This window comes from Nannocystis pusilla, assembly GCF_026626665.1.
Lineage (GTDB): Bacteria > Myxococcota_A > Polyangia > Nannocystales > Nannocystaceae > Nannocystis > Nannocystis pusilla.
In genome coordinates, this window is record NZ_JAPNKE010000002.1 from 5,671,134 (window position 1) to 5,682,648 (window position 11,515).

An 11,515-nucleotide genomic window follows, 5' to 3' on the forward strand; every position below is an offset into this window, starting at 1 on the left:
CCGGCGGACGCACGGTTCACCTCACCCTGGAGACCGGGTTTTATTCCTTGGATCCAGCCGACGCGACCGACGCTGTCAGCCGCCGCCTCACCTCACAGATCTACGACACGCTCCTCGACTGGGATCCCCACGCCGATCCCCCGCGCCTCGTGCCGGAGCTGCTCGCCGACCTGCCGGAGATCGGCGCGGACGGTCTCACTTATTCGTTGCGCATGCGGGAGGGTCCGCGGTTCCACGGCGACACCTGTCTCAAAGACCAGGCACGCCCGGTCCGCGCCGGCGACGTCGCCGCCTCGCTCCTGCGCATCACCCCCGGCAAGCACGCGGCCTGGTCGCTGCTGGCCGGCCGCGTCGCCGGGCTCGACGATTGGCACCGGACCCCGACCGCCGCGCCCGCGCCGATCGTCTTCGACGACGCCGCCGGCACCGTGACCATCCGCCTCACGCGACCGCAGCCGGAGTTCGCGGCGATCCTCGCCCACCCGGCGCTGTCGATCGTCCCGCCCGAGTGCGCCGACTACTACGACGGCTCCGGCCCCGAGCGCCCGCGCTTCGCCCGGCACCCGGTCGGCAGCGGCCCCTACCGCTTCGACCACGCGGCCAGCGAGTTCCCGCGCAGCGCGGTGCTCGTCGCGGACGACGGCCGCGCGCCGCGCCCGTACCCGCAGCCGCCCGACCGCCCGCCGCTGCCGTGTACGCACGCGCCGGCGGCCCCGCGCGTGGTCCTCACCCACTTCCAGCACGGCGAGCCGGCCCTGCGCGCCTTCCAGGCCGGCGAGCTGGCGGCGCTGGTGCCCGGCCAGGCGCAGTTCGCCGAGGTCGTGGCGCTCGGCCGACCTGTCCCCGGGGCCCTGCCCCCAGGGACAGGTCTCGAGAAGTTCCCGGTCGCCGCGGTCGACCTGCTCTACTTCAACATGGCGAGCCCCGAGATCGGCCACCACCCCGATCCGGCCCGCGCGCGCGAGAACCTGGCGCTGCGGCGGGCGATCGCCCGCGCCGTCGACGTGCCGCGCTACCTCGAGGTCGTGCGCAACGGCGCGTGGGCCGAGGCCAGCGCCAGCGTGCTCCCGCGCGAGGTCTCGCCGCGCCTCGACCTCGACGCCGCCCCGCCGCAGCCCGACCTCGACGGGGCGCTGCAGATCCTCGCCGACGCCGGCCTGTCCGGAAGGACATTTTTATTGAGTTACTGGGGCGGACCCAGCGAGCCCGAGCGGCAGGAGGCGGCGCTGCTGCGCGAGTTCCTGCGCCCGCTCGGCGTCGACCTCCGCTTCACCGCGCGCGACAACTTCCTGTTCGACCCGGGCCTGCGCGCCGGGGCCCATATGTTCGGCCTCCGCTTCGAGGCCGACTACCTCGACCCGAGCAATTTTCTGTCGTCGCTGACCTGCGCCGCCGCCGACAACCTGGCCGGCTTCTGCGACCCGGCCTACGACGCCGCCTACGCCGCCTTCGCCGCCCTGCCGCCCGGCCCCGCCCGCGACGCCGCGGCCCTCCGCCTGCAGGCGATCCTCGGCGAGCAGTTGCCCGTGCGCCCGATCGATCAGCCGAGCGCGTGGTACCTCCACCAGCGCTGGCTCGGCGGCCTGGTCCGCCACCCGCTGGCCGGCCTGCGCGTCGAGCTGCTCTGCCCGGACATGCCCTGAAGGACATGCCGCTCAGGGCATGCCCAAAAAGACATGTCCTTTGGAGCATGCCTTCAGAGCCATGCCCCGAGGGTCAGCAACAACGACGCCTGCGGCTGCCACGCGCGGTCGGCGATCTTCACCGCATCGACCGCGACCTCGCCGCCGACCAGCAGCCGGCGGCCGATCCGCCCCCACGCCCCGAGCCCGCCGCCGACGTGCCCGCCGTGGCCGCCCGGCGGAGGTTCCAGGATCGACGTGCGGTAGCCGAGCTCCCACGCGACGATCTGCCGCGAATAGCCGCCGCGGGCCAGCACGAACGCGAACACCTGCGGCAGCGCCAGGCCGAGGCGCAGCTCCGGCCCGGCCGCCAGGCGGTGCTCGCGGTGGCTCGGGATCTCGCGCGGGCGGGGCACCAGGCCGTAGCCGAAGCGGAGCCCGAGCCCCGCCCCGAACCGCCCCCGCGCGCGGAACAGGCCGACCGCCGCGCCCGCGGCCAGCCCGACCCCTTCTCGCGGGAGCGTCAGGCCGACCGGCGACACGCTCGCGTAGCCGCGCATGCAGTCCATCGTCTGTCTCTCGGACCAGGTCGGGCACGGGTCCGGCGCCGAGCTCCACGCCAAGATCATCATCACCAGCGCGCCGATCACAGGATCGAATGTGACACGAACCGGCCGCCGCCTCAAGGCTTCGACATGCTCCTTAGGACATGTCTTTCACAGCACCTGCTACAGCCACGAGCCGAACGTCAGCGACAGGAACAGCGTCTCGGCGACGCCCTGGCCCTTGAACTGCACCAGGTCGAGCGCGCCCTCGGCCCCGACGAGCAGGCGCTGGCCCACGCGGCCCCAGATGCCCACCCCGAGCCCGTAGTGATACGCGTCCGCCGGCCCGCCGAACTCCGGGCGGGGCCTCGGGATCTCGAAGCGGTGGCTGTAGCCGCCGCGGACCAGCACGTAGCCGAACGCGCGCTGGTTGACCGCGCCGAGCCGCAGCTCCGGCGACAGGTGGAGCGTACGGTCGAAGCCGCTGGCCCGGCGGTCGACCATGTCGTAGCCGACGCGCCCGCCGAACGCGACGGCGAACCCGCCGCGGGCCCGGAACGCGCCGATCGAGCCGCCGATCGCCGCCCCGGGGCGGTCCCTGGCGAGCACGAACGCGGCCGGGTCGGCGCGCACGTAGCCGCGGAAGCAGCTCATCGCCTGTCCCTCGCGCCAGGCCGGGCACGGCGGCTCGGCCCCGGCCGGCGCCGGCAGCAGCCCGATCGACAGCCCGAGGAGTGCCGCCCAGCGCATCGACCGGCTACTGTGACCGCACTCGTCCGCGCCGCAATCCGCCGCCGCAGGCCCGGCGACGCGGCGCACAGGCGAGACTTGCGCCCCGTCACGCGCCCGCCTCTTTACGCCCCGCGCGCCTCTGCTAGCCTCCGCGCCACGAATCGCATGCAACGCACCTTCGCCATCATCAAGCCTGACGCCGTCGCCGCCGGTCACCAGGGCGGGATCCTCGCCGCGCTTCAGGAGTCCGGCCTGCGCCTCGTCGCGATCAAGGCTCTCCGCCTCTCCACCGCCCAGGCCGAGGGCTTCTACGCGGTCCACTCCGCCCGCCCGTTCTTCCGCAGCCTCGTCACCTTCATGACCGAGGGTCCGGTGGTCGCCATGGTGCTCGAGGGTGAGGACGCGATCGCCCGCTGGCGCGGCCTGATGGGCCCGACCGACGCCACCAAGGCCGGCAAGGAGACCCTCCGCGGCCGTTACGGCACCAGCATCGAGCGCAACGCCACCCACGGCTCCGACGCGCCCGAGACCGCCGCCTACGAGATCGGCTTCTTCTTCAGCGGCCTCGAGCTCGCCGGCCTGTGAGCCGCGGGCTCTTGCCGTCACCTGTCCCATGAGCCAGCTCGTCGCCATCCGCGCTCCTGCGCGCGGCCTCCCCAAGGAGGGGCCGCCGAACCTGCGCGACCTCGATCGCTACGGCCTGGCCGCCTGGCTCTCGAGCCACCTCGAGGGCGCCCCGCGCCACCGCGCCGGCCAGCTGTTCCGCTGGTTGCACGGCCGGCGCGTCCCTGACTTTTCGGCCATGTCCGATGTGCCAGCCGCCGACCGGGCCCGCCTGGCCGCCCAGGCCAGCCTGCGGCGGCTCGACGTCGGCGCGGTGCTGCACGCCCGCGACGGCACGCGCAAGCTGCGGCTCGTCACCGCCGACGGCCAGTCGATCGAGAGCGTGCTCATCCCCAACGACGAGCGCGGCTACACCCAGTGCGTCTCGTCGCAGGTCGGCTGCGCCCTGACGTGCCGGTTCTGCGCCACCGCCAGCCTCGGCTTCCAGCGCAACCTCGCGACCTGGGAGATCGTCGACCAGGTCTACCAGGCCCAGGACCTGCTGGCCCGCGATGGGGGCGAGTACGCGCCGCGGATCACCAACATCGTCTTCATGGGCATGGGCGAGCCGCTGCACAACTACAACCAGGTGCGGCGGGCCATCGAGCTGCTCACCGACCCCGACGGCGCCGGACTCGCGGCGCGGCGGATCACGATCTCCTCCTCGGGCCTGGTCCCGGCGATCGAGCGGTTCGCCGGCGACCCGCTGGCCAAGGAGGTCGGCCTGGCGATCAGCCTCAACGCCACCACCGACGCGGTGCGCGACGAGGTCATGCCGATCAACACCCGCTGGAACATCGCCGCCCTGCTGGCCGCGGTCCGCTCGGTCCCGCCGCACCGGCGCCGCTACGTCACCTTCGAGTACGTCCTGCTCGCCGGCGTCAACGACAGCGACGACGACGTGCGCCGGCTGGCCGCGCTGGTCGGCGACATCCGCTGCCAGATCAACCTGATCCCGTTCAACCCGCATCCGCACGCCCCCTACGGCCGGCCGAGCGCGGCCCGCGTGCGCCGCTTCCTCGACCTGTGCCGCGCCGCCGGTCTGCGCGCCTACGTCCGCACCCCGCGCGGCGACGACATCGGCGCCGCCTGCGGCCAGCTGGCGCTGTCCGGCGGCCAGCCTTCGGGACATGTCCCTTCCGACATGTCCCAAACGCCATAGCTCCAGGACCGCGCCGGCCGAATCCGCGCGTGGGGCCCGGCCGGCCGGCGTGGTAGCCTGCGGCCCGACGTGGCCGGCCTCGGAGACACCCAGGCGCCCCGCTCCGGCGCGCCGGAGCTGGACGAGACCACCGCCCCGCCGGCGCGGCCCGAGCCCGACCCGCTGGCGACGGTGGTCAGCGCCGAGCCGCAGTGGGACACCCCGGCCGAGCGCGAGGCCGCCGGGCCGCTGCGGATCGGCCGGTTCGTCATCCTGCGCGAGGTCGGCCGCGGGGCGATGGGCGTCGTCTACGCCGGCTACGACGAGGAGCTCGACCGCCGCGTCGCGCTCAAGCTGGTCCAGACCAGCCGCCGCGACGACCCCTCGTTCGGCCGCGCCCAGCTGCTGCGCGAGGCCCAGGCGCTGGCCCGCCTGGCCCACCCCAACGTCGTCGCCGTCCACGAGGCCGGCGAGTTCTCCGGCGCCGTCTTCATCGCCATGGAGTACGTCGACGGCGTCGACCTGCAGCGCTGGCTGACCTACGCGCCCCGCAGCTGGCGCGAGATCGTCGACGCCCTGCGCCAGGCCGGCGAGGGCCTGCGCGCGGCCCACGACGTCGGCCTCGTCCACCGCGACTTCAAGCCGAGCAACGTCCTCGTCGGCGCCGACGGCCGCGTCCGCGTGGCCGACTTCGGCCTCGCCACCCGCCGCGGAAAAACTAGTTCTTCGGGACATGTCTCGAAGGCCATGGGCCCCCTCGCCACCGCCGACGCGCTGGCGACCCTGGCCGGCAGCGGCGCGCTGATCGGCACCCCGGCCTATATGTCCCCCGAGCAGCTGCGGCGCGAGCCGGCCACCGCGGCCAGCGACCAGTTCGCGTTCTGCGTCACCCTCTACGAGGCGCTGCACGGCCGGCGGCCGTTCACCGGCGACACCCTCGAGGTCCTCGCCGAGCACGTCCTCCACGCCGAGCCGCCGCCGGTCTCGCCCGACCCGACCAGCGTGCCGCAGTGGCTGCACGCCGTCCTGCTGCGCGGCCTGGCCAAGGACCCCGCGCGCCGCTACTCCGGCATGGCCGAGCTGCTCGCGCTGCTCGCCCACGACCCCGAGGCCGAGCGCCGGCAGCGGCGCCGGCGGCTGCTGCAGATCGCCGTCGCCGTGGCCGCCACCGTCGTCGTCGTCCTCGGCGGCGTCGCGGCCACCCGCGCCCTCGTCCGCGCCGCCCACGAGCGCCGCGCCGACGCCCGCCTCGACGTCCTCCGCGAGCAGCTCGCCGCGCTGACCGTCGCCCGCAAGCGCGACGAGGCCGCGCGGCTGTTCGCCGCCTTCGCCGCCCTGCCCGACAACCGCGGCACCGCGGCGCTCGCCCGCGCTTATCGCGAGTGGGGCGAGGCCCAGACCGACCCGGCCGCCGCCATCGACGCCCACGCCGGCGCCTACATCGCCGCGCGCACCCACGAGGACCAGGCCGCCGCGCTGCGCAACCTCGCCCTGCGCCTGGCCGACAGCCGCAACTTCACCGCCTCGGCCGCCGCTCTGGCCGCCCTCGACGCCCACGCCCCCGAGCTCGCCGACGACCCCCAGCTCGCCGGCCTGCGCCTGGCCGCCGCCCTCGACCGCCGCGACTTCCCGGCCGCCCGCGCCGCCCTGGGCCGCCTCCCGGCCGACGACCCGCGCCGAGCTTACGGACATGCCCTCGAGAACATGTCCTTTGGGACATCCATTTCGCGCACCGCGATCGGCCAGAGCCCGGGCAGCGACCACGAGTTCATCGTCGGCGACCTCGAAGGCGACGGCCGGCTCGAGCTGGCCACCCACGCCGACCAGCGCGGGTCGGCGGTGGTGCTGCGCGCCGACACGAACCTCACCCGCCTGGCCGAGGTCTCGACCGGCCCCCTCGCCGTCGCCCCGCGGATCGTGCCGCCCGCGCTGACCGGCGCCCCGCTGCTGCTGCTCGGCGTCGCCAACCCGGGCGCCCCCGGCGACGCCATCGTCCGCTACGGCCTCCATCCCGCGGGCGGCGGCGCCCCGCTGTACCAGTGGACCGACAGCGCGATCCTCGGCTACGCCGTCGCCGACCTCGACGGCGACGGCCACCCCGCCCTCTACACCGGCAGCGGTCCCTACGCCCGCCGGCTGCGGCAGCTCGACCTCGACCCCGCAGGCCAGTGGCAGTACCGCTCGCCGCACCCGCCGACCGACGCCGCCGGCTCCGACATCGGCTCGATCGAGGCCGGCGACCTCGACGGCGACGGCCGCCCCGAGCTCGTCGTCGCCGCCGGGCCGTGGTCGGCCTACGACCTGCGCGTGCTGTCGGCCGGCGACGACGGCCAGCTGCGCCTGCTCGCCCGCCGCAGCCTCGGCTTCATCGAGTCGGTGAAGCTGCTGCAGATCGGCGGGGAGCTGCGGATCGCCGCGACCAAGGTCGACGAGTACGCCGCCCCGGGCCGCTTCTCCGAGGCCCGACCGTACGGCGAGCCGGCCGGCATCTACATCCTCGCGCTCGACGGCGACGCGCTCGCGACCCGGCAGTTCATCCCGGCCCCCGAGGACCGCTCGCGCGGCGGCACGCCGCGCTGGCTGTACGACGGCGACTTCGACGGCGACGGCGTCGAGGATCTCCTAGCACTCGCCCCGCCCGAGCTCGTGCTCTACCGCAGCGACGGCGAGGCCCTGCAGGAGCCGCTGCACCTCAGCAACATGTACCTGCGCGCGGTCGCCAACTTCGACGCCGACCCGGCCGCCGAGCTGCTGGTCACGCTGCCCGGCGCCCCCGACAGCTACTTCATCGTCGGCGCCGGCGACGTCCCGCTGCCCGCGATCGCCCGGCCCGCGCCGGAGGCCCGCCCGATCGGCGACGTCGACGATCCCGCGCTGATCGACGCCTGGCGCCACGCCGAGGAGCTGGCCGCGCTCGGCCTGCCGCGGCGCAGCGCCGACGAGCTGGCCGCCATCGCCCGTCTTTCGGGACATGCCCATGAGGACATGCTCTTGCGGGCAGCCGATCTCTACGCCGCCGCCGGCGAGCACGCCGCGGCTGCCGAGCACTACCTCGCCGCCGCCGCGCGGCCCGACCAGGCCGCCGGCGCGCTCGCGGGGGCGATCGCCAGCCGGCGCGAGCTCGGCGACTACGCCGCGGCGCTCGAGCTGGCGATCCGGCGCGCCGCCCTGCCCGGCCTCGACCTGCGGGTCCGTCGCGAGGCCGAGGCCGAGCTCGACACCCTCCGCCGCGCCACCGCCGAGCGCCCCTAGCTCGCGCTCCGCTTCGACCGCCCGCTCGACCCCGCCTGGCGGATCTACGACCCGCTGTCGTTCGCCCGCAGCCCGGGCGATCGGAGCCTGTCCCTTCAGACATCCTCGGAGCAGCTCATCGCCGAGTACCCGCTCGAGTGGGACGGCGGCACCGCGGCCCTGACCGTCGACGGCGCGCTCGGCGACCTCGAGTGGGGCACCAACCTGGCGATCGCCCTCACCCCCGTCGACAGCGACGACGTCTACCTCGGCGTCCGCTTCGAGTCGCACAACCGGTCCGAGCGGCCCGACCAGGAGGTCTTCCCGATCACCGGGCCGAACGGCGCGACCGCCTACTGGGCCGGCACGATCCAGCCCGGCGAGGCGCGCCGCTTCCGCCTCGGCATGCGCCACTTCCCCGACCTCGGCACCACCCACCTCGAGATCGCCCTCGACGGCGGCGAGCCGCGGCGGGTGCTGACGAAGCACCCCATCAAGCCGCCGCCGCCCGGCCCGCTGCGCCTGCGGGTGCTCAATCGACCTGTCCAACCGGACAGCGTCGCCGACCTGCAGGTGTTCGCGGTCGAGCTGTCCGGCCTGCGCCGCGCCGACCCGCCGCCGGCAGATCCGTCGCTCGCCGTCGCCCGCCTGGTCGCGGAAGAGGAGATCGAAGCGGCCCTGGAGCGCCTCGCCGCCGCCCCGGTCGCCAGCCCCGAGGCGCTGTGGCGCATCGATCTCCTGGCCCGCGCCGGTCGCCTCGACGAGGCCGCCGATCACCTGCGCAGCTCGCTCGCCGGGTTGCCCGAAGACCACCCGTTCCACGCGCGCCTGAGCCAGCGACTGATGCGCGACCCGGACAACTTCTTGCTCGCGGCCAAGCGCGCGCTCGGGCCCGCGCTCTACGACATCTTCCTCGACCCCGGCCGCAACGAGATCCTGTGGCGCCCGGCGCGGATCCGTCATCACCTCGCCGACCTCGCCGACCTCCCGCGCGAGCCGCCCGCGCACGGCGGACCCGAAGCGCTCCGCCACCACCGCAGCGCCCTGCTGCTGCGCGGGCTCGCCTGGCAGCGCGCCGGTCGCGACGACCTGTCCGTGCGCGACCTCGAGGCCGCGCTCTCGCTGCTCGAGGTGGCGGAGGATCAACACATGCGCAAGTACGTGCTCCGCCGCCTCGTCGACGCCAGCATCCGCCTGCGCGACCCGACGCGCGCGCCGGTGGATCACCGCCGCCCTCCTCGAGTCGACCACCGCCGAGCTCCTGCTCGAGGGCCTGCGCCAGCGCCCCGGCGTCGACGCGATCCTCACCTCCGCCGATTGGGCCCGCTTCGAGGCGCTCACGCGTCGCTGACGGTTGCCGGCCGCGCGGTCGGCCGGCTAACGTCGGGCCCCAGGAGGAGACCGCGATGAGGAAGGTTCGGGCGAGCGGCCCGCCGAAGCTGGAGACCGAATCACCGCTCCTGACCGCCGACGACCTCGCCGTGTGGTTCCACTGCTCGCGGCGCGCCGTCTACGACCGCGTCTTTCGCAACCAGATCCCCGGGGTCGTCCGCCTCGGAAGGCGCCTCTACTTCGACCGCGTCACCATCCAGGAGTGGCTGAGGCGCCGCCTGCTCGGCGCGCGACCCGACGACCTCGAGATCCACTGACGCCTCAGTTTCCACTGACCCGTCAGTGGAAGTAGCGCTGGATCTGCCCGCCGTTCTGTTCGAACTCGAAGGCGAACCCGAACTCGATCAGGTTCGTGCGTGGGTCGACCAGCTGGGCCGGCGGATTGTTGAACGGCGCCGCCGCGCGCACCGCCCGGATCGCCTCCTCGTCGAGGTAGCCGAGCCCGCTCGGCCGGTCGATCGAGATCTTGTGGACCGATCCGTCGGCGTTGAGGCGGATGTAGAGCGACGTGACCCACGACTTGGTGCCGACCTTCATGCTGTCGGACGCGCGGCGCTCGTGCAGCGGGCCCGGGGCCCAGTGGTCGGCCACGCTGTCGCGGACCCGGTTGAAGAACGACGCGTACTTCCAGCGCCGCGAGTTGAGGGCGTTGTCGGGGCCCTCGGGCACGTTCTTGTCGATCGAGTCGAAAGTCCCGGCCTGGCCGAGCGCCCGCTCCATCGCCCCCGGGTTGCCGCGCAGCCCCGGGTTGCCGCCGGCCGCGGGTCGCCCGGGCGACAGCGGCAGCGGCCCGAACGCCCCCGGGTCGACCTGCGGGCCCTCCGGCTGCAGCCCCTCGCGCACGCTCGGCGCCTGCTGCGGCGACGGCTGCTTCTTCGGCGAGTTGTCGGCGTCGGGCGAGTGTCCCGGCAGCATCGGCAGCCCGCCCGGCGTCGGCCGCACGTTGGGCGCGCGGGTCTCCTTGTCGACCGACTGGTCGAACTCCGACAGGTACTTGGCGTCGTCGGGCGCCTTCTCCTTGTGGACGCGGTCCTGCTTGATGAGGCGGCCCTTCGGCGCCTCGCGCGGCTGCGCCTCGGCCTCCGGCGGCGGCTCCTCCTCCGGAGGCACCAGCGCCACGTCCATCCAGCCTTCGGAGCGCGGGAGCGGCGGCGCGTCCCAGCCGATCCCGATGATCTCGTCGCCCAGCGGCCACATGAGGAGATGCACCAGCAGCGACGCGAGCAGCATGAAGCCCACCAGGCGGAGCCCCGAGTTGTCGCGCGCGCGTGGCATGAGACGCCCCCAGTATAGCCGCCTCGGCCGCCATCGGCTGCGGTATACCCTGCGGCCGATGACCGTCACCGCCCGCCCGCTCTCTCCCGGCGCCGAGGCCCTGCTGGGGCGCGAGGTCCCCGTCCTCGACCTCGGGTTCGTCCAGCCGATCGACTACATGGGCAACGACATCGATATCGTCCAGGCCGCTCGCGTCAGCTACGGCCCGTCGACGCGCAAGGTCCACGACGACCGCGGCCTGCTGCGCTACCTCATGCGCCACCGGCACACCACGCCGTTCGAGATGTGCGAGGTCAAGTTCCGCTGCAAGATGCCGATCTTCGTGGCCCGCCAGTGGATCCGCCACCGGACGGCCAACGTCAACGAGATGTCGCTGCGCTACAGCGAGGCGCCCGACGAGTTCTACGTGCCGGCGCTGGAGCACGTGACCCTGCAGTCGACCACCAACCGCCAGGGCCGCGACGCCGACACCGCGGTCCCCGCCAAGCTGCGCGAGCGGGTGCGCGCCCTCTTGCACACCCGCCACGAGCAGCTCTACGCCGACTACCAGACCCTCGCCGGCGAGCTCGGGATCGCCCGCGAGCTGGCCCGCACCCTGCTGCCGGTGTCGCTCTACACCCAGTGGATCTGGAAGATCGACCTGCACAACCTGCTGCACTTCCTCGACCTCCGCCTCGACCCCCACGCCCAGGTCGAGATCCGCCTGTTCGCCGAGGCGATGGCCGGGTTCGTCCAGGCGTGGGTCCCGCTGTCGTGGGAGGCCTTCGTCGACTACCGCCGCGAGGCCCTGCCGTTCACCCGCGTCGAGGGCGTGGCCCTGTCGCACCTGCTCCGCGGCGCCTCCGCCGACGAGGCCGCCGCCCATGCCGGCCTGCAGGGCCGCGAGCTGCGCGAGTTCCTCGACAAGCTGGCCCGCGTGCGCGCGCTGACCGAAGAGTCAGGTACTTGAAGACATGCCCGTGAGGACATGCCCG

The 11,515-nt window shown here is 74.3% G+C and carries 10 protein-coding genes; 7 read left to right on the forward strand and 3 right to left on the reverse strand.

Going from position 1 to position 11,515, the window contains the following annotated elements:
• The first annotated feature begins 47 nt into the window (after positions 1 to 47).
• Positions 48 to 1,643 carry an ABC transporter substrate-binding protein gene (locus OV079_RS25150; protein ID WP_267771395.1) on the forward strand — a complete coding sequence of 532 codons (1,596 nt, stop codon included), beginning with the start codon at positions 48 to 50 and terminating at the stop codon, positions 1,641 to 1,643.
• 53 nt (positions 1,644 to 1,696) lie between these two features.
• On the opposite strand, the gene OV079_RS25155 is transcribed toward OV079_RS25150, so the two are convergent.
• Both OV079_RS25155 and OV079_RS25160 read right to left on the reverse strand, forming a co-directional pair.
• Entirely contained in the window at positions 1,697 to 2,272 is a 576-nt protein-coding gene (locus OV079_RS25155) for a hypothetical protein (protein ID WP_267771396.1), read from the reverse strand.
• Between the two features lie 78 nt (positions 2,273 to 2,350).
• The gene (locus OV079_RS25160; protein ID WP_267771398.1) at positions 2,351 to 2,917 is read right to left on the reverse strand and encodes a hypothetical protein; all 567 of its coding nucleotides are present in this window, start codon (positions 2,915 to 2,917) and stop codon (positions 2,351 to 2,353) included.
• A gap of 147 nt (positions 2,918 to 3,064) precedes the next feature.
• Here OV079_RS25160 and ndk point away from each other — a divergent pair, with 147 nt between their 5' ends.
• From ndk to OV079_RS25185, 5 genes are all read left to right on the forward strand, one after another.
• Positions 3,065 to 3,484 (forward strand): nucleoside-diphosphate kinase, encoded by a 420-nt coding sequence (gene ndk, locus OV079_RS25165; protein ID WP_267771399.1) that lies wholly within the window; start codon positions 3,065 to 3,067, stop codon positions 3,482 to 3,484.
• A 28-nt stretch (positions 3,485 to 3,512) separates the two neighbouring features.
• Positions 3,513 to 4,664 (forward strand): dual-specificity RNA methyltransferase RlmN, encoded by a 1,152-nt coding sequence (gene rlmN / locus OV079_RS25170; RefSeq protein ID WP_267771400.1) that lies wholly within the window; start codon positions 3,513 to 3,515, stop codon positions 4,662 to 4,664.
• A 69-nt stretch (positions 4,665 to 4,733) separates the two neighbouring features.
• Complete coding sequence (locus tag OV079_RS25175; protein WP_267771402.1) at positions 4,734 to 7,895, forward strand: serine/threonine-protein kinase; 3,162 nt, start codon at positions 4,734 to 4,736, stop codon at positions 7,893 to 7,895.
• Positions 7,896 to 8,279: 384 nt separating this feature from the next.
• The gene (locus OV079_RS25180) at positions 8,280 to 9,284 is read left to right on the forward strand and encodes a hypothetical protein (protein WP_267771404.1); all 1,005 of its coding nucleotides are present in this window, start codon (positions 8,280 to 8,282) and stop codon (positions 9,282 to 9,284) included.
• Complete coding sequence (locus tag OV079_RS25185) at positions 9,281 to 9,523, forward strand: helix-turn-helix transcriptional regulator (protein WP_267771406.1); 243 nt, start codon at positions 9,281 to 9,283, stop codon at positions 9,521 to 9,523. The genes OV079_RS25180 and OV079_RS25185 overlap by 4 nt, the downstream gene beginning before the upstream one ends.
• A gap of 22 nt (positions 9,524 to 9,545) precedes the next feature.
• Here OV079_RS25185 and OV079_RS25190 read toward each other — a convergent pair whose 3' ends face one another.
• On the reverse strand, positions 9,546 to 10,541 hold the full coding sequence (locus tag OV079_RS25190; protein ID WP_267771408.1) for a TonB family protein: 996 nt from the start codon (positions 10,539 to 10,541) through the stop codon (positions 9,546 to 9,548).
• A gap of 58 nt (positions 10,542 to 10,599) precedes the next feature.
• Here OV079_RS25190 and thyX point away from each other — a divergent pair, with 58 nt between their 5' ends.
• Positions 10,600 to 11,490, forward strand: a complete 891-nt coding sequence (gene thyX / locus OV079_RS25195; RefSeq protein ID WP_267771409.1) for an FAD-dependent thymidylate synthase — start codon at positions 10,600 to 10,602, stop codon at positions 11,488 to 11,490.
• The last annotated feature ends 25 nt before the right edge of the window (positions 11,491 to 11,515 follow it).

Coding starts and splice junctions, on each gene's coding strand:
- ndk (WP_267771399.1), top strand. CDS start 3,065: ATGCAACGCACCTTCGCCATCATCAAGCCTGACGCCGTCGCCGCCGGT.
- thyX (WP_267771409.1), top strand. CDS start 10,600: ATGACCGTCACCGCCCGCCCGCTCTCTCCCGGCGCCGAGGCCCTGCTG.
- OV079_RS25180 (WP_267771404.1), top strand. CDS start 8,280: ATGCGCCACTTCCCCGACCTCGGCACCACCCACCTCGAGATCGCCCTC.
- OV079_RS25190 (WP_267771408.1), bottom strand. CDS start 10,541: ATGCCACGCGCGCGCGACAACTCGGGGCTCCGCCTGGTGGGCTTCATG.
- rlmN (WP_267771400.1), top strand. CDS start 3,513: ATGAGCCAGCTCGTCGCCATCCGCGCTCCTGCGCGCGGCCTCCCCAAG.
- OV079_RS25185 (WP_267771406.1), top strand. CDS start 9,281: ATGAGGAAGGTTCGGGCGAGCGGCCCGCCGAAGCTGGAGACCGAATCA.
- OV079_RS25160 (WP_267771398.1), bottom strand. CDS start 2,917: ATGCGCTGGGCGGCACTCCTCGGGCTGTCGATCGGGCTGCTGCCGGCG.